This window comes from Actinospica robiniae DSM 44927 (genome assembly GCF_000504285.1).
Classification (GTDB): domain Bacteria; phylum Actinomycetota; class Actinomycetes; order Streptomycetales; family Catenulisporaceae; genus Actinospica; species Actinospica robiniae.
Genome location: NZ_KI632511.1, coordinates 7,457,637 through 7,477,002, shown reverse-complemented (window position 1 = coordinate 7,477,002; position 19,366 = coordinate 7,457,637). Strand labels below are relative to the sequence as shown.

At 72.0% G+C, this 19,366-nt stretch carries 16 protein-coding genes; 6 read left to right on the top strand and 10 right to left on the bottom strand.

What is annotated here, in order from left to right:
• Positions 1-26: 26 nt before the first annotated feature.
• Together ACTRO_RS32190 and ACTRO_RS32185 are read right to left on the bottom strand one after the other, a co-directional pair.
• The gene (locus ACTRO_RS32190) at positions 27-1,016 is read right to left on the bottom strand and encodes a carbohydrate ABC transporter permease (protein ID WP_034269217.1); all 990 of its coding nucleotides are present in this window, start codon (positions 1,014-1,016) and stop codon (positions 27-29) included.
• 19 nt (positions 1,017-1,035) lie between these two features.
• Positions 1,036-2,346, bottom strand: a complete 1,311-nt coding sequence (locus tag ACTRO_RS32185; protein WP_034269215.1) for an ABC transporter substrate-binding protein — start codon at positions 2,344-2,346, stop codon at positions 1,036-1,038.
• A gap of 238 nt (positions 2,347-2,584) precedes the next feature.
• On the opposite strand from ACTRO_RS32185, the gene ACTRO_RS32180 reads away from it, so the two are divergent.
• Positions 2,585-4,615, top strand: coding sequence for a beta-galactosidase (locus tag ACTRO_RS32180; protein WP_034269213.1), 2,031 nt, complete (start codon positions 2,585-2,587; stop codon positions 4,613-4,615).
• A gap of 72 nt (positions 4,616-4,687) precedes the next feature.
• Here ACTRO_RS32180 and ACTRO_RS32175 read toward each other — a convergent pair whose 3' ends face one another.
• From ACTRO_RS32175 to ACTRO_RS32165, 3 genes are all read right to left on the bottom strand, one after another.
• Positions 4,688-6,367 carry a glycoside hydrolase family 53 protein gene (locus tag ACTRO_RS32175; protein WP_084316673.1) on the bottom strand — a complete coding sequence of 560 codons (1,680 nt, stop codon included), beginning with the start codon at positions 6,365-6,367 and terminating at the stop codon, positions 4,688-4,690.
• 241 nt (positions 6,368-6,608) lie between these two features.
• Positions 6,609-6,839 (bottom strand): DUF397 domain-containing protein, encoded by a 231-nt coding sequence (locus ACTRO_RS32170; protein ID WP_034269210.1) that lies wholly within the window; start codon positions 6,837-6,839, stop codon positions 6,609-6,611.
• Complete coding sequence (locus tag ACTRO_RS32165; RefSeq protein ID WP_034269207.1) at positions 6,836-7,660, bottom strand: helix-turn-helix domain-containing protein; 825 nt, start codon at positions 7,658-7,660, stop codon at positions 6,836-6,838. Before ACTRO_RS32165 ends, ACTRO_RS32170 begins: the two co-directional genes overlap by 4 nt.
• A 140-nt stretch (positions 7,661-7,800) precedes the next feature.
• On the opposite strand from ACTRO_RS32165, the gene ACTRO_RS32160 reads away from it, so the two are divergent.
• Positions 7,801-8,079, top strand: coding sequence for a hypothetical protein (locus ACTRO_RS32160; protein ID WP_034269204.1), 279 nt, complete (start codon positions 7,801-7,803; stop codon positions 8,077-8,079).
• A gap of 244 nt (positions 8,080-8,323) precedes the next feature.
• Here ACTRO_RS32160 and mraZ read toward each other — a convergent pair whose 3' ends face one another.
• Positions 8,324-8,800: a division/cell wall cluster transcriptional repressor MraZ gene (mraZ, locus tag ACTRO_RS32155; protein ID WP_034269202.1), complete on the bottom strand. Its 477-nt coding sequence runs from the start codon at positions 8,798-8,800 to the stop codon at positions 8,324-8,326.
• Between the two features lie 373 nt (positions 8,801-9,173).
• Here mraZ and ACTRO_RS32150 point away from each other — a divergent pair, with 373 nt between their 5' ends.
• The 3 genes from ACTRO_RS32150 to ACTRO_RS32140 are packed head-to-tail and all read left to right on the top strand — an operon-like array spanning position 9,174 to position 14,082.
• Positions 9,174-10,184, top strand: coding sequence for an AAA family ATPase (locus tag ACTRO_RS32150; RefSeq protein ID WP_211244479.1), 1,011 nt, complete (start codon positions 9,174-9,176; stop codon positions 10,182-10,184).
• Entirely contained in the window at positions 10,181-11,545 is a 1,365-nt protein-coding gene (locus ACTRO_RS32145) for a DUF58 domain-containing protein (protein WP_051451716.1), read from the top strand. Before ACTRO_RS32150 ends, ACTRO_RS32145 begins: the two co-directional genes overlap by 4 nt.
• Positions 11,545-14,082, top strand: coding sequence for a transglutaminase TgpA family protein (locus ACTRO_RS32140; RefSeq protein WP_034269199.1), 2,538 nt, complete (start codon positions 11,545-11,547; stop codon positions 14,080-14,082). Before ACTRO_RS32145 ends, ACTRO_RS32140 begins: the two co-directional genes overlap by 1 nt.
• Before the next feature lie 108 nt (positions 14,083-14,190).
• Here the strand turns inward: ACTRO_RS32140 and ACTRO_RS32135 are convergent, their stop codons facing one another.
• The 4 genes from ACTRO_RS32135 to ACTRO_RS32120 form a co-directional block, all read right to left on the bottom strand.
• On the bottom strand, positions 14,191-14,655 hold the full coding sequence (locus ACTRO_RS32135) for a DUF3040 domain-containing protein (protein ID WP_245594556.1): 465 nt from the start codon (positions 14,653-14,655) through the stop codon (positions 14,191-14,193).
• A 181-nt stretch (positions 14,656-14,836) separates the two neighbouring features.
• Positions 14,837-15,556 carry a methyltransferase domain-containing protein gene (locus tag ACTRO_RS32130; RefSeq protein WP_084316672.1) on the bottom strand — a complete coding sequence of 240 codons (720 nt, stop codon included), beginning with the start codon at positions 15,554-15,556 and terminating at the stop codon, positions 14,837-14,839.
• A gap of 34 nt (positions 15,557-15,590) precedes the next feature.
• Positions 15,591-17,027 (bottom strand): DNA polymerase IV, encoded by a 1,437-nt coding sequence (locus tag ACTRO_RS32125; protein WP_034269190.1) that lies wholly within the window; start codon positions 17,025-17,027, stop codon positions 15,591-15,593.
• A gap of 38 nt (positions 17,028-17,065) precedes the next feature.
• Complete coding sequence (locus tag ACTRO_RS32120; protein WP_034269188.1) at positions 17,066-18,202, bottom strand: PucR family transcriptional regulator; 1,137 nt, start codon at positions 18,200-18,202, stop codon at positions 17,066-17,068.
• Positions 18,203-18,384: 182 nt separating this feature from the next.
• Here ACTRO_RS32120 and ACTRO_RS32115 point away from each other — a divergent pair, with 182 nt between their 5' ends.
• Positions 18,385-19,308 (top strand): proline dehydrogenase family protein, encoded by a 924-nt coding sequence (locus tag ACTRO_RS32115; protein ID WP_034277667.1) that lies wholly within the window; start codon positions 18,385-18,387, stop codon positions 19,306-19,308.
• Positions 19,309-19,366 lie beyond the last annotated feature (58 nt).

Genomic DNA, 19,366 nt, shown 5'->3' with positions numbered 1-19,366 from the left:
GCTGAATGGTTCGCTCGCAAGCTCGCTCACTTCGCCTCCCCTCCGAAGATCTGCCGGTTGGTCAGCCGCAGCACGGCGACCGAGAGCGCGAACATCAGCACCGCGATCACGATCGACTCGGCCGAGCCGAGGTAGATGTCGTGGGCGGTGAAGGTGTCGCGGTAGATCGTCATCAGCGGGGTCCAGGTGGTCGAGACGCCGCCGTAGGCGATCTGGTGCATGGCGTAGGGCTCGTTGAACACCTGCAGCGTGGCGATGGTGGAGAAGATCGCGGTCATGATCACGGCCGGCCGGATCATCGGGAGCTTGATCCGCAGCGCGATCTGCCGCTCGTTCGCGCCGTCCAGCCGGGCGGCCTCGTACGCCTCCTGCGGCAGTGAGCGCAGCGAGGTGTAGAGCACCATCATGTTGAATCCGGTGCCGCCCCACACGCCGATGTTGGCGACGGACAGGAACACGATGTGCTGGCCGAAGAAGTCGATCCCGGGGATGCCGAACACCTGCAGGGTCGAGTTGATCGGCGAGAACGCGGGCAGGTACATCATGCCCCAGATGATCGAGCCGATCAGGGTGGGCACGGTGTAGGGCAGGAAGATGGCGATCCGGCCGAAGCGCTGCAGGCGCACCCGCTGCGCGTCCAGGATGAGCGCGAACACGACGGCCAGGCCGAGCATGATCGGGATCAGGATGCAGCCGTAGATCAGGGCCCGCACCGCGCTCTGCCAGAACTCGCCGTCGTGGAAGACGGTGGTGTAGTTGGCGAATCCGGCGGAGACCTGCTTGCGCTGGCTGGCCCCGAGGCCCAGGCCGGAGACCTGGGTCTTCTGCGTGCTGAGGTAGACGGTGTAGCCGAGCGGCAGCAGGAAGACGGCGACGAACAGCAGGACGGCGGGGGCGACGAAGAGGTAGGGCGAACGGCGCGGCGCGGGGCTGTGCCGTCTGCCCGGGCGGACCCGCCGCGTCCGGGACGCGGACGCGGCGGGCTGCTCGTCGTGCAGGGAGATGACGGTACTCATCAGTCAGACCTGGCCGGGGTCAGGACCCGGCGACGGTGAAGCCGGCCGACTTCATGTCCGAGAGCACCGAGGACTGGAGCTTGTCCAGCGCGCCGAGGTAGCCGGACTGGGTCTTGACCGTCGCGGCGAAGTCGTCGCTGAAGTCGCTGTAGGCCACGTTCACGTCCGGGCCCCAGGTGGCGGCCGCGGTGCTGGCGGAGAACTGCTTGGCCAGGGTGTAGAAGTCCGGCTGGTTCATGAAGGTCTGGGCCGGCAGCGAGGAGCTGGACTCGGCCGAGAGCGCGGCCGGGTAGATGCTGCCGTCCTTGACCAGCAGGTCGGTGCCCTGGGCGGAGTCGTTGAGCCAGGCGATGAACTCGGCGGCCTGCTCCGGGTGCTTCGAGTTCGAGGTCACCGAGGTGGCCGAGCCGCCCCAGGCGCCGTCGACGCTCTGGCCCGCGGCCCACTGCGGCAGCGCGGCCATGGCCCACTTGCCTGAGGTGTTGGCGGCCTGCGAGGCGAGGTCACCGGGCGCCCACACGGCGGAGACCCAGGACGCGTACTGGCCGGAGGAGAAGGACTTGTCCCAGCTCGCGGTCCACGCGGTCTGCGAGTCGAGCGCGCCCTGCTCGACCAGGTTGCCCCAGAACGAGGCGACCTTCTGCGAGGCGCTCGAGTTGATGCCCACCGACCAGCTGCTGCCGGAGGCCGACCACCACTGCGCGCCGGCCTGCTGGCTCAGCCCGGAGAACAGGCCCGGGTCGGTGGTGACGGTGTCGCCCATGTAGATGCTCGGGTCGTCCTTGTGCAGCTGCACGGCCTCCTGGGCGTACTGGTCCCAGGTGGTGGGCACGGCCAGGTTGTACTTCTTGAAGATGTCCGTGCGGTAGAAGAACGCGAGCGGCGCGGCGTCCTGCGGCACGCCGTAGAGCTGGCCCTGGCCGAGGGTGACCTGGTTCCACAGGCCGGCCGGGAAGTCCGACTTGATCTTGTTGTCGTACGACGAGATGTCGGCCAGGTAGTTGTTGGTCACCATGGTCGGCAGGGACTGGTACTCGATCTGCGCCATGTCCGGCATGTCGCCGGCCTTGCCGGCCGTCAGCAGCTTGGCCAGCTCCGCGTCGCCGCCAGCGGCCTCGGTGAACTTGATCTGTATGTTCGGGTGCGACTGGTTCCAGACGGCCACGACCTTGTCCATGTTGGGAACCCAGGACCAGAAGGTCAGTGTCACCTTCTCGTTCGAGGCCGCAGTGCTGCCTGCGCTGGGGCTGGAGGAAGAGGAACAGCCGGCGACGAGCGCGGTCGCGGCGACGGCGCACGCGGCGGCCTTCGCAGAGCGAGGGAACTTCATCGTCCACTCCTGTCGGTGTGAAGCAGAGGGTTAGAGGAGTCTCACAGTGGTGCAGCGGTTGTGAACGCTCCCAGACTCGTGACAGAATCCCGGACTGTCAAGTGGTGGTGTGCCGCCGCATCGGCGTGCTACTACTTCGTTATCGTTCCGTGAGCGCTCCCATTGTTCTTTTCATGAGAGCGCTCACGGGACCAGCCCGTGTCCGCTTCCGTGTCCCCGGTGCAGCAAGGAAACGCCCATGAACACCACGGCCAGCCCGCCGGCCGCCCCCTTCGCCCGGCTCGCCTACGGCGCGGACTACAACCCGGAGCAGTGGCCCGAGGAGGTGTGGGCCGAGGACGCGCGGCTGATGCGCGAAGCCGGGGTGAACCTGGTCAACCTGGGCATCTTCGCCTGGGCGCTGCTCGAGCCGGAACCGGGCGTGTTCGACTTCTCGTTGCTGGACAAGGTGATCGGGCACCTCGCCGAGGCCGGCGTGGACGTGGACCTGGCCACCCCCACCGCGGCCGCGCCCAACTGGTTCCTGACGCAGTACCCGCATGTGCGTCCGGTGACCGACGACGGCGTCGTGCTGGCCGGCTCGTCGCGCCAGACCTACTGCCCGCACTCCCCCGAGTACCGCGAGGCCTGCCTGCGCATCGCGGACAAGCTCGCCGAGCGGTACGCCGCACACCCGGCCGTGACCATGTGGCACGTGCACAACGAGTACGGCTCCCCGACCGGCGCGTGCTACTGCGCCGTGTCCGCAGCGGCATTCCGGGACTGGCTCCAGGCGAAGTACCAGACGCTCGAGGCGCTCAACACCGCGTGGACGGCCACGTTCTGGGGCCAGGTCTACACGGCGTGGGACCAGATCGACACCCCGAAGCGCACGCCCATGGCGGACGTGAACCCGGCGCACCGCCTGGACTTCTCCCGCTTCACCTCGGACACCACGCTCGAGCTCTACACCGGCCAGCGCGACGTCATCAAGGCCCGCCTCGCCGAGGCCGGACGGTCCGAGACCCCGGTGACGACCAACTTCCAGCTGATCAACTGCAAGGCGCTGGACTTCTGGAGCTGGGCGCGCGAGGTCGACATCGCCGCGAACAACCACTACCTGACCGCCGAGGCCGCGGACAACCAGATCGAGCTGGCGCTGTGCGCGGACTTCACCCGCTCCATCCGCGGCGGGCAGCCCTGGATGGTGATGGAGCACTCCACCGGCGCGGTCAGCTGGCAGCCGCGCAACCTGGCCAAGCGCCCGGGCGAGATGCGCCGCAATACCCTGTCGCACGTGGCCCGGGGCGCGGACGGCGCGCTGTTCTTCCAGTGGCGGGCCTCGCGCGGCGGCGGCGAGAAGTTCCACTCCGCGATGCTGCCGCACGGCGGCACCGAGACCCGGATCTGGCGCGAGGCGGTCGCCCTCGGCGCGAACCTCGACGCGCTGGCCGAGATCGCCGGTTCGCGGGTGGCCGGGGCGGACACCGCCGTGCTGTGGGACTGGGAATCCTGGTGGTCGCTCGAGCAGGTCTTCCGCCCGTCCGTCGACCTGGCGTTCAAGCCGCGGCAGCTGGAGTTCTACGAGCAGCTCTACCGCGCGCACGTGCAGGTCGACTTCGCCCATCCCGGCGCGGATCTGTCCGGCTACCGCCTCGTGGTGGTCCCGCAGATGTACCTGTGCCGCGAGCAGTGGGCCAAGAACCTGCGCGACTACGTGGCGGGCGGCGGCACCCTGGTCGTGTCCTACTTCTCCGGCATCGTGGACGAGGACGACGCGGTCTACCTCGGCGGGTACCCGGGCGTCCTGCGCGACCTGCTCGGCCTGACCGTCGAAGAATTCCTGCCGCTGCACCGGGATCGCGAGCTCGCGTTCGACGGCGGCGGCACCGGACGGATCTGGGCCGAGGAGATAGCGCTGCACGGCGCCGAGGCGAAGTACCGCTTTACCGAGGGCCCCGCGGCGGGCGGCCCGGCGGTGACCCGGCACCGCGTCGAGGCGGGAACGGCGTGGTATGTGGGGACGACGCCGGATCCGGCCACCCTGCGCGAGATCCTGCGCGCGGCCGCCCATGACGCGGGCGTCGCGTTCGACACGCAGACGCCTGACACGCTGGAGCTGGTGGAGCGGGCGTCCGCCGGCGGCGACCGCTACCTGTTCGCGATCAACCACGCGGACGAGCCGGTCGAGGTGGCGGCGGCGGGCACCGATCTGCTCACCGGCGAAGCCTTCGCCGGCACCGCGTCGGTGTCTGGCGGCGCCGTGCGCGTCATCAAGCTCCAGGGCTGACGACAGGGCTGACAACGTGGCGAAGGGCCCTGCGGGATCACGACGATCCCGCAGGGCCTTCACCATGCCGGATCAGCGGGCGGCGAAGTCGTTGATCGCCGAGAGCGCGGTGTCCGAGTAGTTGAACATCGCCTGGTTCTCCCACGCGTCGAGCGAGGAGGAACTGGTCGGGTCCCAGCCGTTGCCGGAGACCACGGTCCAGGTCGGCTCCCAGTAGAACGCGCCGAGCCCGAGGCCGTTCGGCACGGCCTGCACGATCGAGAGCACGTCGCGGAAGTTCGACATCTGGCCGTAGGCGCTCGCGGCGTATCCGGAGTCGAGCTCGCTGGAGGTGTCGAACGACGGGGTCAGCGAGTCGCCCGAGGTCATCGTCCACGGGTACGCGGTCTCGGCGATGGCCACCTGCTTGCCGTACTTGGCGGCCAGGCCGTCGAGGTCGGTCTGCAGGACGTCGAGCCGGCCGTGCCAGTAGTCGTAGTAGGACAGTCCGATGACGTCGAACGAGACGCCGTAGTTGATCGCGTTGGTGTACCAGGTCTCGAGAGTCGAGAGGCTGTCCGAGGACGCGAGGTGCAGCATGATCTTGGTGGACGAGTCGGCCGCCTTGACGCCGGCGATGCCCTGCTTGAGCAGCGCGGCCAGCTGCGACCAGTTCGAGGTCGAGCCGTCGCTCCACAGCATGCCGGCGTTGATCTCGTTGCCCACCTGGACCATCGCGGGCGGCGTGCCCTGGGCCACGAGGTCTGCGACGTCCTGCTTGGAGTAGTTGTAGACCTGCGTCTCGAGGGCGCTCAGGCTGTCCGAGGCCCAGGCCGCGGGGACGGTCTGGTGGCCCGGGTCGGCCCAGGTGTCGGAGTAGTGGAAGTCGAGCAGGATCTGCTGTCCGTAGGTGCTGTAGGCCTGTTTGGCCATGGCGAGCAGCTGGGTCTCATTGTCGAACCCGTCCGCGGGGTTGACCCACACGCGCAGCCGGACGTAGTTCATACCAGCGCCCGCCATGATCTGCAGCGCGTTCTCCTTGGTGCCGGAGCTGGTGTAGTAGACGCCGCCGTCCTGCTCGCCGCGGTAGAGGCTGGAGACGTCGGCGCCGCGGATCGCCAGCGGGGCCGAGCCGTAGACGAAGGTGACGTCGTCATAGTTCGTCCAGGCGCCGGCCGCCGAGGCGGAGTGGAAGTCGATCGTGCAGGTATTGCCGGTGACGTAGACGTAGTCGACGATCCGCAGCCAGCTGCCGTCGGTGTCGACCGGCACGTAGGTCTTCGGCGCGGTGCTGCCGCAGCTGGACATGGTGATCCAGTTGCTGCCGCCGACGTCGTCGGTGCGGACCCAGACCCCGAAGGTGTAGTAGCCGGGGGTGATGTTCGAAATGGTCTGATACGTGTCGACCGTGTAGGCGGAGGCCGAGTAGTGCGAGAGCCGGTAGGACCCGGACCGCCCGCCCGACTCGGTGTAGGAGGCCGCGGTCGTCCCGGAGGCGGTCCAGCCGGTCGGCGTGGCGGTGCCCGCCCCGTTGGACTCGAACCCGGGGTTGGTCACCGTCGGCGTCGTGGTGGTGGCGAAGGCCGGCGTGGCCGCGCCGACGGCGGTGGCCGAGGCGAGCAGGAACGCGGCCAGCACGCGCAGCGGCCGGTTCGCGGCGCGGCGGGCCGGCCCGGAGACCGAACGGGTGGCAGCCCGGAGGGCGCGGTGGGGAGCGCTCCCAGTGTTTTCAGGGGATATCGACGGGGACGGCGGATGCGGATGACGCGTCATTGCGGCTCCTGGCATGGTGGGGACTAGCGTGGGCGCTCGACGGGACACGGTGAGGCAGTTCCAACGCGTTCCGTTGTTGGGAGCGCTCACATCATGGGCAGGAACGTTGTCGCACGCGCGCGGCGGGTTGTCGACGTCTGATGCTCCGGGCTCGCCCTTCTCCCCGGCCGGCCCCGGAACGCTGAAGGGCGCCCCCCGCACGGGGAGCGCCCTTCGGACAGCGGGACCGACGGGTCGTCAGTCAGCTGCCCACGGCGGCGAATTCGTCGTCGAACTCGCCGCCCTTGGCGCCGTCGAGGAAGGCCGACCACTCCGCTTGGGTGAAGCGCAGCACCGGTCCCCCCTGGTCCTTGGAGTCGCGCACGGCCCGCCCGCCGTCCGGCAGCAGCGCGACCTCGACGCAGTTGCCGCCGTTGCTGCTCGCCGCCGCCTTTCGGAACGACAGGGCTTTGAGATCATTCAGGGTGGTCACTGGATCTCCCGGATCAGGTTATGGATGAAGGTGAGCGACTCCTCCGGCGAGAGGGCCTTGGCCCGGTCATGCTCGAAACGGAACCGGAAGGGCCGCACATCCTCGGCGCGATCGATCAGTCGGCCCACTCCCGGGCCTTCGGTGAACACCATGTCGGCGCCGTCCGAGAAACTGAGCAGATTGATCGCACCATCGGAAAGTGCATGTGCACCTGCAACGAACGGTAGCACTTGCACAACCCATCTGTGGCAATCTCGCACCAACGCCACCATGCGCTCCAATTGCGCGCGCCACACCTCCGGACCACCTACCCGTCGCAGAAGTGCGCCCTCGCCCACCAGCATCCAGATATCGGGGCCGCCGGGAACCAGAGCCGTGCGTTGCCGCTTCATCCGCGCGTCGACGAGGGCGTCGATCTCCTCGGGCGGGTGGGCCCGCCAGGAGACGAACAGCTCCCGCGCGTACTGCTCCGTCTGGAACAGCCCGGGTATCCACTCGGGGTTCCAGCCGTCGATGGCTATCGCCCGCTGTTCGACCTCGTTGTACTCGTCGAACCAGGACACGGAGCTGGCGTGGCGCAGCATCGGCCACAGCCGGGCGAACAGGCCGCCGGTCTCCAGCGCGTCGTCGCAGAGCCGGGCGAACTCGAGCGTCGGCTTGCGCCGGCCGGTCTCGATCATGCCCACGGCCTGTTCCGAATACCCGATCCGCTCGCCGAGCTTGCGCTGGCTCAGCCGGGCGATCTGCTCGCGGTGGTGGCGGACCTCGTTGCCGAATACCCCGAGCGGGGACTCCGCCGGAGCGGGAGGGGTGGTGACCATTCGCCGCGTCCTGTCCACACAGTCGGATTGTGGGGTCGTTTCCGCCACTGAGAGTACCGAGCAGCGGGCACGATGGAGGCATAACGATCAGCCCTCCACCCGTTCGAGGTACCCGAATGAATGATCGTCAGCTTTCTGCCATGCACAGCGGCGTACCGGGCCCTTATCCGGACACATATCCGCTCTGGACGATCCGGTTCACGTGGGCGGTGCTGACGTCCGACGACCGGCCGACCTATACCTATCTGCACACCTCGAACGAGAACGAGGCGATCGACCGGGCCGCGTTCACGGTCGATCAGTACGAGAACTGCGGAGACCGCGTCCTGGTCGAGGCGGCGATCCGGGTGCAGGGCGGCTGGTCCGTCATGCCGGGCTTCCCCCGGGCGCTCTCCTCGCCGCGCCCGCGGGCCGGCTGAGCAGCCGGAAAGCGGCACCGCCGCGGGCGCCGGGCCCCGCCCGCTCACAGCCTGCGCGCTGCTGCCGGCCGCGCAGGGGGGAGACTCGCAAGCGCCCGCCGCCGGGGAAGGGGCGTCGGTCGCGGGAGCGGGTGGAGGCCGCCGACCACGGCGGTGCTGGGAATACGTGCACTGACCTGCATCCGGCGAGGCGTGGGGCCCGCCGTCGTTCAGCCTGCCGTGCTCGCTGCGCTCGTCCTCGCGCTCACTCCGGCCACTCGCCGGCGAGCTGGGCGGCCACCTCCTCGGCCAGGTCCGCGAAGGCCGGCTCGCGGGCGGCGAGGTACTCCCGCCAGCGCTCGGCGTCCCAGATCTCGAAGTGGGTGTCCGCTCCGATCACGGTCACCTCGCGCTCCAGCCCGGCGTAGTCGCGCAGATGGGCCGGGAGCGTGACCCGGCCCTGCTTGTCCACGCCCTGCTCGCTCGCGCTCGCGTACAGCACCCGCAGATGGTCGCGTACGGCCTTCGGGGAAGTGAGGCCGTTCGCGGCCGGCAGGGCCCTGATGCGCTCGGCGAGTTCGGCGAAGCGCACGGCCGGCCACACGGTGAGACAGCGTTCCTGCCCCTTGGTGATCACCAGCCGCTCCGTTCCGTCCACTCGCGCCGCCTCCTCGCGCAGCCGCGCGGGCAGGATCAGCCGTGCCTTCTCGTCCAGTCGCGGCTGGAAGGTGCCGAGGAACACCGGCCACCTCCCGTCCGCCGCCCGCGGGAACCCGGGGATCCCGACAGGCCCCACTTTCCCCCACTCTACTCCACTACGCACCCGCTGGGCCGGATGGCGGATGTGACAGACCATATGACGAGGGATGAGAGGGGTTACCGGGGCGCACGGGGCACCGCGGAGCCGCCCGCCGCCGCCTCCGGCGCAGCCCGCGGCGACCGCGCCGTGGCCGAGACGTGGCCCGCATGTGCCGGTCCCGTGCCCGAATCGAGGTCTCCGGCTCTTGCGCACAGTCGGTCCAAGTCGTGCACTATGTGCGGTGGCGGCCGTTCACTGAGCGGCCGAATGAGCAGATTCGCTATCAATCGCGGAGTAATGGCGAGGGGAGGGTCCGTTGCCGAGCATCGTGGGGCAGCAGGGACCGCAGGGTCTGGACCGTACGCAGGTGGACTGGCTGGCGGCCACCGCGCAACGGATCCAGGACCGGATCGAGACGGTGCTCGAGGGCAAGAGCGAGGTGGTGCGCCTGACGCTCACCGTGCTGCTGGCCGAGGGCCACCTGCTGATCGAGGACGTGCCCGGCGTGGGCAAGACCCTGCTCGCCAAGGCCCTCGCCCGCGCGCTGGACTGCACCGTGCGCCGGATCCAGTTCACCCCGGACCTGCTCCCCTCCGACGTCACCGGCGTCACCATCTACGACCAGCACCGCGGCGAGTTCGAGTTCAAGCCGGGCGCGGTGTTCGCGAACCTGGTGCTGGGCGACGAGATCAACCGCGCCTCGCCCAAGACCCAGTCGGCGCTGCTCGAGTGCATGGGCGAGCACCAGGTGACCGTGGACGGCACCACCTACCAGCTGGAGGCGCCCTTCATGGTGATCGCCACCCAGAACCCGGTGGAGATGGAGGGCACGTATCCGCTGCCCGAGGCGCAGCGCGACCGGTTCATGGCCCGGGTGGCCATGGGCTACCCGGCGCCGGCGGCCGAGCTGCGGATGCTCGAGGGCCACGCCGCGGCCAACCCGCTCGACGACCTGCAGTCGGCCGCGGGCACGGCGGACGTGGTCAAGCTGATCGAGACGGTGCGCGCCGTGCACGTCTCGGACGAGGTCAAGCAGTACGTGATCAACCTGGTCAGCGCCACCCGGGAGCACCCGGACCTGCGCCTCGGCGCCTCGCCGCGGGCCTCGCTGCACCTGATCCGGGCGGCCCGGGCGCACGCGGTGCTCGGCGGGCGCGGCTACGTGCTCCCGGACGACATCAAGAACCTCGCCGTGGCGGTGCTCGCGCACCGCCTGATCCCGACCGCGGAGGCCAGGATCGGGCGCCGGGACGCGGCCCAGATCGTGACCGACCTGCTCGACCGGGTGCCGGTCGCGGTCTCGTCCGGGGGGCAGCGCCGGTCGTGAGCACCCGCGGAATCCTGCGCACCTTCTCCACCGGGCTGACCGTCCGCGGGCGCGCCTTCCTGTTCGCGGGACTCGCGGCCGTCGTCGCCGCGCTGGCGGCCGGCTACCCGCCGCTGCTGCGGATCGGCGTGCTGCTGATCGCGATGCCGGTGGCCGCCGCGGTGATCACCGGATCCTCCCGCTACCGGATCTCCTGCCGCAGGGTGCTGCAGCCGGGCCGGGTGCCGGTGGGCACCCCGGCCCAGGTGCACCTGCGACTGCAGAACGCGGCGCGGCTGCCCAGCAGCGCGCTCCTGGTCGAGGACCGGCTGCCGTACACGCTCGGCAGCCGGCCGCGCTTCATCCTGCGCCGGATCGAGCCCAGCGGGCACCGGCGGGTGGCCTACCGGATCCGGTCCGAGCACCGCGGCCGGTTCGAGATCGGCCCGCTCACCCTGCGCAGCGCGGACCCGCTGGGCCTGTTCGAGCTCAGCCGCTCGTTCAGCGCCCGGCACACGCTGACCGTGGTCCCGCGGGTGCAGCAGCTCCCGGCCGGCCGGCTCGGCGCGCTGTGGGCCGGCCGGGGCGAGGGGCACGCGGCGTACGCGGCGGCGGCCGGCGAGGAGGACATCGGCGTGCGCGAGTACCGGCACGGCGACGACCTGCGCCGGATCCACTGGCGGGCCACCGCCCACCACGGCGAGCTGATGGTCCGCCGGGAGGAGCGCACCTGGCACAGCCAGTGCACGGTGCTGCTCGACAGCCGCACGGCGGCGCACCGCGGCAGCGGCCCGGCCGCGTCCTACGAGTGGGCGGTCTCGGCGACGGCGAGCACGGCGGTGCACCTGCTCAACCTGGGCTACCAGGTGCGGCTGTCCACCGGGACGGGCACGGGGCTGATCCCGGCGGAGAACCAGGACACCGTGCTCGACGCGCTGGCCGTGGTCAAGCCGGTGCACCGGGCCGCGCTGAGCCTGGAGGAGTGGTCCGGCGGCGGCGCGACCGGGCTCGCCGGCGGCGACCACCTGGTGATCGCGTTCCTCGGCGAACTCGGCCCCGGCGACGCCGCGGAGCTGGCCCGGGCCCGGCCCGGCGCCACCGGCGGAGTGGCGTTCCTGCTCGAGACGGCCACCTGGGCCGGGCCCGCCGCGCTGGCCGCGGACCGGCACGCCTACCGGGAGTCCGCGCGCATCCTGCGGGCCGCGGGCTGGCACGTGGTCCCGGCCAGTGCCAAGGACGACTTCGCCGAGCTCTGGCAGCAGGTCGGCGGACGGCACGACGAGGTCGCCGAAGCCGCCGCGGCGGCGCGGCCGGTCCGTCCGGAGCCGCTGCCCGCCGCGACCGCCACCGGCCCCTCCACACGAGACGGAGGGCCGGCCTGATGGCGACGGCGCTCGACTCCACCCGCTCGCTGCGGCTGCCGGCCGCGGCCGCACTGGCCACCTTCCTGTCCACGCTCGGGCTGGACCGGCTGATCAGCGTCGGCCCGTGGATGACCGAGGTCGTGGCCGCCGCGATCCTCGTCGCCGCCGTGGGGGCCGGTCTGCGCCGGATCAACACGCCGCGGCTGCTGATCGTGCCCGGGCAGGCCGTGGCGGTGCTGATCGCCCTGGTGCTGATGCTCGTGCCGCACTCGGCCACGTTCGGGTTCCTGCCCGGCCCGCACGCGCTGCGGGCGCTGGTCCACCTGGTCAACCAGGGCGGCCTCGACCTCGAGCAGTACACCCCGCCGGCCCCGTCCACGCCCGGCATCACGGCCCTGATGGCCGTCGCAGGGGCCGGATTCGCGCTGGTGATCGACCTGTTCGCGGTCACCCTGCGGCGGCCGGTGCTCACCGGGCTGCCGATCCTCGCGGTCTACCTGATCCCGGCCACCCGGCAGCCCGGCGGCATGAGCTGGCTGGCCTTCGCGCTGAGCGCGCTCGGCTACCTGGTCCTGCTCGGCACGGACGGGCAGGACCGGCTCAGCCAGTGGGGCCGCAGCGTCCACCGGCGCACCGGGCGGCCGCTGGAGGGCTCCACCAACACCGGGCTGACCCGGCAGATCGCCACCTGGGCGATCGGCGTCGCGCTGGTGGTCCCGATGCTCGTGCCCACCCTCCCCCGGCTGATCACCCTCGGCGGCGGGGGCGGTGCGGGCGCGAACTCCACGATCTACCTCGACCAGTCCGTGGACATCAGCCGGGATCTGGCCAGCACCACCGCGGTGCCGCTGCTGGACTACCGCACCGACGCGCCGAGCGGCGAGGTCACCGACGACTACCTGCAGATGACGGTGCTGACCGATTTCGACGGCGACGGCTGGGACCCGCCGACCAACACCAGCACCGCCCCGCCCGGCGACGTGTCCATTCCCGGGCTGGCCAAGGACTCGCCGATCCACGTCGCCACCGTGCGCACCGCCGTGACCGTGATCGGCAACATGGGCTTCAGCACCGTGCCCGCGCCGTACGCGCTGAGCGGCATCAGCGACGATTCCGGCCTGACCAACATCCAGGTCGACACGAACACCGCCACGGTGTTCGTCAACGACAACCTCAACCAGTCCCGGGAGAACGACCGCTACACCGCGGTGAGCAAGGTGCCGATCCCGACGTCCGCCCAGCTGCAGGACGCGACGGTGGGCCACGACGAGATCGGGCAGAAGTACCTGTCGCTGCCCGCCGGCATCGCGTCGCTGATCACCAAGGACGCGCAGCAGATCACCGCGTCGGGGGCCACCCCGTATGAGAAGGCTGTCGCGCTGCAGAACTACTTCCTGAACGGCACCTTCAAGTACTCCCTCAACGTCAAGGCCGAGGACGGGGTCCCGGCGATCGAGAGCTTCCTGCAGAACAAAGTAGGGTTCTGCGAGCAGTTCGCCGCGACGATGGCGGCGATGGCCCGCGCGCTGGGCATCCCCGCCGTGGTGGCCGAGGGCTTCACCCCGGGAGAGGCGCAGCCCGACGGCAGCTACGAGGTCACCACGCACGACGCGCACGCCTGGCCGCTGCTTTACTTCGACAACGTGGGCTGGATCCGCTTCGAGCCGACTCCCACCGTGGTCTCCACCGGCCGCGCCACCACTCCGCCGTGGACCCTGGCCCCGGTGAAGGCTACCGGCGGCGCGTCCGACGGCAGCACCGCGAAGGCGACCACCGGTCCGACGCCGGCCCCGACCGCGAGCAAGTGCGCGAGCGGCACCACGCCGGTCAGCCTTCCGCACAACATGGGCGAGCAGGACCAGGAGGCCAGCGGCTGCGGCAGCAAGAGCTCCGGCCTGAACTTCTCGGCGCGGGCCCCGTTCGCGTCCTGGGGGCCGTTGGGCGTGGTGCCACGCACCTTCGAGCGCGTGTTCCTCACCGGCAATCCAGCCCAGATCGCGGTGAAACTGCTCTTACTCGCGCTGGTGCTGCTGACCGTCGTGCCCGGCCTGGCCCGGCTGCTGCGGCGACGCCGGCGGCGCAAGGTGATGCGCGACGCGGCCACCAGCGGCGCGGCCGTGCCGAGGCCGCGCGGCGGGTCGGACGAGAACGGCGAGCAGGGGGCCGACGCGTTCGGCTCCCGGTTCGGGCCGGGAGTCGCCCGGCGGGCGGCCGCCTTCACCGCCTGGGACGAGCTGCGGGAGTACGCGACCGACCTCGGCTTCGGCTGGCCGGAGTCGGACACCCCGCGCCAGCTCGCCGGCCGGCTGTCCGCCGAGGCGCGGTTCGACGAGGAGAGCGAGGCCGCCGTCGGGCGCGTCACCACGCTGGTCGAGCGCGCGGTCTACTCGCCCGACCCGGACATCGCACCGGAGGAGGCGAGCGCGCTGCCGAAGGACGTCCACGCGGTGCGCGCCGCGCTGGGCACCTCGGCCGGCCGCGGAGCCCGGCTGCGCGCGGCGATCCTGCCGAGCTCCTCGCTGGACTACCTGCTGCGGCGGGGCCGCCGCTCCTGACCAGGAGGGACGACGAAGCCCGCGTGCCGGAGACGGCACGCGGGCGCTCGCGTCTCAGCGGCCGGCCGGCGCCGGGCAGAACTCCAGTTCACCCGGGCCGGAGAAGGCTCAGAACTGGTCCCGCTCGCGGCGGTGCTGCCAGCGCAGCTCCATCCGCTGCATGAAGGTGCCCTGGCGCTTCGCGGCCCGGGTCCGGGCCCGCCGCAGCTTGCGCAGCTTGGTGGCCGGGACGATCTCGCCCGGCGCCGGCATCCGGCGCCACGAGCTCCAGGCCAGGTACAGGCTGCCGGCCGCGACCACGGCGCCGGCCACCTCGAGGGCCACGCGGTGCGCGTAAACCCCGTAGCCCAGCGCCGCGAGCCCCAGCAGCAGGCCGATCACGGCCGTCACCAGCCGCAACCGCAGCCGTCCGCGCAACCGCGAACCCTGCAGCGCGGAGGCGAACTTCGGGTCCTCGTCCTGCAGGGCCCGCTCGAGCTGCTCGAGCAGCCGCTGCTCGTGCTCGGACAGGGGCACGGGTTCCTCCTCAAGGCGTACCAACGCGGGCGAGCGGGCCGCCGGGAGAACCGACACGCCCCTCTCCCCCTTCAAGAATAAGCAGGCCCGCTCCACTAAGGAACGGGATACCGGGTATTTCCCCCGGACGTGCCCTGCTCACGCGGGCTCGAGCGCGATCCGACGCGGCGGGAATCCGCCGCGAACCGCGCGGATCGCCCCGCACGGCCGCTCACCCGCTCGGCCCTACCCGCCACCGCTACTGCGGCCGGGCGGCCAGCACGTGCACCTGGGTGGCCAGCGCCCGGAACTCCGGGCGCCCGGCGGTCAGCGCCTCGAGCGCGAGCAGGTCCGGATCGTCCGGCTCGGCGCTGGGCACCAGGTCCGCGAACAGCCGCACGCCGTGACGCGCGCCGACCTCCAGGCCGGCCTGCCGGACCAGCTCGACCAAGTCGTCCTCGGTGAACCGGCGGCGCACCGGCTCACGCAGCGCCGCCAGCGCACCGGCCACGTTGCCGCCGAGCGCGCGGGCCACCACGAGGGCGTCCCGGTTGGCGGCGAGCACGCTCGCGATCCCGCCTTCGCGCAGCACCTGCGCCGCGGCGCGCATGCCCTCGGCCGGGTCGTCGGCCAACTCGAGCACGCCGTGGCAGAGCACCGCGTCGGCGCTTTCAGGCTCGACCACCTCGAAGACGCTGCCCAGGTCGCCCTGGACCGCGCGCACCCGGTCGCTGACCCCGGCCTCGGCCGCTCGCCGCTCCAGGGCGGCCAGCGCGTCCGGGCTCGGGTCCACCACGGTGACGCGGTGGCCGAGGCGGGCCAGCGGAACGGCGAACCCGCCGGTGCCGCCGCCCAGGTCCACCACCGCGAGTTCGCCCGTCCCGGTCCGCGTGGACCGTTCGGCCAAGCCCGCGGAAAGCACCTCCCACACCACTCCGGTACGCGCCGACGTACCCGGATGCGTGCGCTCTAGAGCCACCGCTGATGTCCTTTCGCTCTGCCCGCGCCACAGCCTAGCCGTCGGCGGGCCCGGACTCCCACGGGCCGCCCGGCAGCGCGGCCCGGGCGACTTCGGCCGAGTCGACCGGCTCGAGCTCGGGATCGGCCACGTCGAGGGTCTTGACCCGGCCCGGCGCGGTGTCCGGCCCCTCCAGCCGGATGGTCACCCGCCCCAGTCCGGCGCCCTGCACCCAGCCGGGGCCCCACTGGGCGTGGCGCACGTCCTGGCCGGCCAGCCAGCGCCGGGCTTCGGGCGCCTCGGGCACCGGGCCGTAGAGCGTGACCGCCGGCACCTCGGCCGCCTCCGCCGCCTCCGCATCGTCCTCGTCCGACGCCGCGTCAGCCTGCTCCGCCAGGCCTTCGAGCTCTGCGATCAGGTCGCCCTGCGCGTATTCGGCGAGCCCGGAGATGCCTACGCCGAGCAACCGGATCCCGCGCATCTGGCCGGTGGCCGCGGCTGCCGCGCCGTCGACCAGGCGCAGCGCGGCCGGCAGCAGCAGCCTGACATCGTCGGTGGGGCCGGCCAGGGTCTCGGACCGGGTGACGGTGGTGAAATCGTGGCCCCTGGCCTTGACTGTGACGGTCCGTCCGGTGTGGCCTCCCTCACGCAGCCGGCGCACCACCCGCTCGGCCAACTCGGTGACGGCCCCTCGAATGGAGTAGAGATCCATCAGGTCGTGCGGGTAGGTGTCCTCGACGCTGACCGACTTCGTCTCCCGGTCCGCGCTCACCGTGCGCTCGTCCAGCCCGCGGGACAGCCGGTAGAGCTGCCCGCCCCACGCGTGCCCGAGCAGGCTCACCAGCTCCTGCTCGCTCAGCGCCCGCAGCTCGCCGACGGTGGCGGCGCCCATGGTGTGCAGCCGGTCGGCGGTGGCCGGGCCCACGCCCCACAGCTTGCGCACCGGCAGCGGGTCGAGCCACTGCTGCTCGTTGCCCGCGGGCACGACGACGCAGCCGTGCGGCTTCTCCGCGTCCGAGGCGACCTTCGCCACCAGCTTCGAGGTGCCCGCGCCGACCGACGCCGTCAGACCGGTGCGCTCGCGCACGAGTTCGCTCAGCCGGCGCGCGTGCGCCCGGACCTCGTCCTCGCCGCGCGGCGGGCCCTGCTCCATCGCGTCGAGGTCGATGAAGGCCTCGTCCATGCTCACCGGCTCCACCAGCGCCGAGAACTCCCGCAGCACGCCCATCACGACCTGGCTGATCTCGTGGTACGCGCCGAACCGGGGGAAGAGGTAGGCCGCGTTCGGGCAGCGGCGCCGGGCCAGCGCGGTCGGCATGGCCGAGCCGACGCCGAAAGCGCGGGCCTCGTAGCTGGCGGTGGAGACCACGCCGCGCAGGCCGACGCCGCCGACCACGACGGGTTTGCCGCGCAGGCTCGGCTTGTGCCGCTGCTCCACCGCCGCGAAGAAGGCGTCCATGTCGATGTGCAGGATCGACGGGACGGTTCGCATGGCTCCATCGTCCACCAACCCACTGACAACGGCGGCGGTCAGTCCAGGTGCGGCAGGAGCACCAGCGCGAGGTGCAGGCCGAGCCGGTCCCGGCCGGAGTCGAGGTCGAAGCCGGTGAGCCGCTCGATCCGCTCGAGCCGGTGGTAGAGCGTCTGCCGGTGGATGCCGAGGGCGTTCGCGGTGCGCTGGGCGCTGCCGGCCTCGTCCAGGTAGGCCCGTGCGGTGCGCACCAGCTCGGTGCCGCCCTCGTCCAGCAGCCGGTCGATGCCGGGCTGGGCCAGGGCCTCGCGCAGCTGCGCGTCGGGGGCGGCACCGAGCAATCGGTGCACCCCGAGCTCGGGCCATTCCAGCTGCCCGGCCGGCTCACCCTGGCGGAACGCGGCGACCCTGGCCGCGATCCGCGCCTGCAGCCAGGACGCCCGCGCCCGCACCAGTGTGTCCGCCGGCCCGCCGATCCCGGCGACGGCGCGGTGCTCCGGCCCGAGCGCCGAGAGCGCCGCGCGCGCGACCGCCCGGGCGGCCGTCAGATCGCCGGGCGCGCCGAGCGGGACGATGAAGGTCGAGGCGTGCTCCCCGGTGCCCACCAGCACCGTGCGCGGCAGCCGCCAGGCGTTGACCGGCGCGAGCGCGTCGTCCGGCAGGGCCCGCAGCACCACCGCGGCGACGGGTGTGGCCTCGTCCCGCGACCAGGACTCGGCGATCTCCCCGGCCGCCTTCGAGCGCGTCTCCGGGAAGGTGGAGAGCAACTCGCCCACCTTCCAGCCGAGGTCGTCGCGCCAGCGGGAGTGCCGGGCCAGCTCCGCGCCGGCCCGCCCGGCCAGGTTCAGCAGCTCCGGCAGCAGCGCCGGGTCGACCGCGCGGTCCTCGAGCAGCCACAGGTAGCCGTAGGTGACGGACTGCCAGCGCACCGGCACGCAGACGCGGCCGAGCAGCCGGCGCTCGGGGTCGGCCGGGATGTGCACCGGCCCGGCGGCCCGGGCGATGCCGAAGGACTCGTAGTAGCGTCGGACCTCGTCGGTCGAGCGCCGGCTGAGGATCGACTCCTGGCGCACCGCGTCGCCCGCGGTCCGGTGCGCGCCGAAGGCCACCAGGTTGAACTCGCGGTCCTCCAGGGTGACCGCCATCTCGGTGATCCTGGCCGCCTCGTCCACCAGGTCCTGCAGGTCCGGTCCCATCGCGCCGCCTCCTCCCGCCGCCCGCGCCGCGGCCGCGCCGTGGCGGCCGTGCGCGCTCATCATACGATTGTCTGAGAAAAAGTCCGGTGACGGCGACGACTGTCTCTCGCTGGGGGGCGCGCGGGCTCCTTACGGTAAGCGCGAACGACCCGTACCCGCCCCGGAGGCAGTCAGTGGCCGCAGTGCTCTCGTCCGTGTTGCTCAAGGCCTCGCGCAGCCCCGTCGCGCGCCGGGCCGTGACCGCGATCCCCGTCACCCGCAAGGTCGTCGACCGCTTCGTGGCCGGCGAGGACCAGGCCGCCGCGATCGCCGCGGTGCGCGCGCTCAAGGCCCAGGGCCTGTTCGCCACCCTCGACCACCTCGGCGAGGACACCACGGACGCCGCCCAGGCCGCCGGGATCCGCGACTCCTACGTCTCCCTGCTCGGCCGGCTGCGCGCCGAGGGCCTCGCCGACGCCGCCGAGGTCTCGGTCAAGCTCTCCGCGCTCGGGCAGGCGCTGCCCGGCGGCGAGCAGCTCGCCCTGGACAACGCCCGCGCCGTCTGCGAGGCCGCGGCCGCCGCCGGGACCACGGTGACCCTCGACATGGAGGACCACACCACCATCGACTCCACCCTGCGCGTGCTCAAGGTGCTGCGCGAGGAGTTCCCCTGGGTCGGCGCCGTGCTCCAGAGCATGCTGCACCGCACCGAGCAGGACTGCCGCGACCTGGCCTACCGCGGCTCGCGCATCCGCCTGGTCAAGGGCGCCTACGCCGAGCCCGCCTCGGTCGCGCACCAGGACAAGGCCGAGGTCGACGCCGCCTACGAGCGCTGCCTGGAGATCCTGATGGCCGGCGACGGCTACCCGATGGTGGCCAGCCACGACTCCCGGATGATCCGCGCCGGGCGGGCCGCCGCGCGTGCGCACGGCCGTTCCGCGGGCGACCATGAGTTCCAGATGCTCTTCGGCATCCGCCAGGACGAGCAGCTCAAGGCCGCGGCCGCAGGCGAGCGCATGCGCGTCTACGTGCCCTTCGGCACCGACTGGTACGGCTACTTCATGCGCCGGCTGGCCGAGCGTCCGGCCAACGTCGCCTTCTTCCTCCGCGCGGTCGTCGGGCGCTGAACCCCGCCTCGCGCCCGCCGCACGCCCCCGTGCTCAGCCCCACCCGATCCGTCCGAAA

Coding starts and splice junctions, on each gene's coding strand:
- ACTRO_RS32190 (WP_034269217.1), bottom strand. CDS start 1,016: ATGAGTACCGTCATCTCCCTGCACGACGAGCAGCCCGCCGCGTCCGCG.
- ACTRO_RS32185 (WP_034269215.1), bottom strand. CDS start 2,346: ATGAAGTTCCCTCGCTCTGCGAAGGCCGCCGCGTGCGCCGTCGCCGCG.
- ACTRO_RS32180 (WP_034269213.1), top strand. CDS start 2,585: ATGAACACCACGGCCAGCCCGCCGGCCGCCCCCTTCGCCCGGCTCGCC.
- ACTRO_RS32175 (WP_084316673.1), bottom strand. CDS start 6,367: ATGACGCGTCATCCGCATCCGCCGTCCCCGTCGATATCCCCTGAAAAC.
- ACTRO_RS32165 (WP_034269207.1), bottom strand. CDS start 7,660: ATGGTCACCACCCCTCCCGCTCCGGCGGAGTCCCCGCTCGGGGTATTC.
- ACTRO_RS32160 (WP_034269204.1), top strand. CDS start 7,801: ATGCACAGCGGCGTACCGGGCCCTTATCCGGACACATATCCGCTCTGG.
- ACTRO_RS32140 (WP_034269199.1), top strand. CDS start 11,545: ATGGCGACGGCGCTCGACTCCACCCGCTCGCTGCGGCTGCCGGCCGCG.
- ACTRO_RS32125 (WP_034269190.1), bottom strand. CDS start 17,027: ATGCGAACCGTCCCGTCGATCCTGCACATCGACATGGACGCCTTCTTC.
- ACTRO_RS32120 (WP_034269188.1), bottom strand. CDS start 18,202: ATGGGACCGGACCTGCAGGACCTGGTGGACGAGGCGGCCAGGATCACC.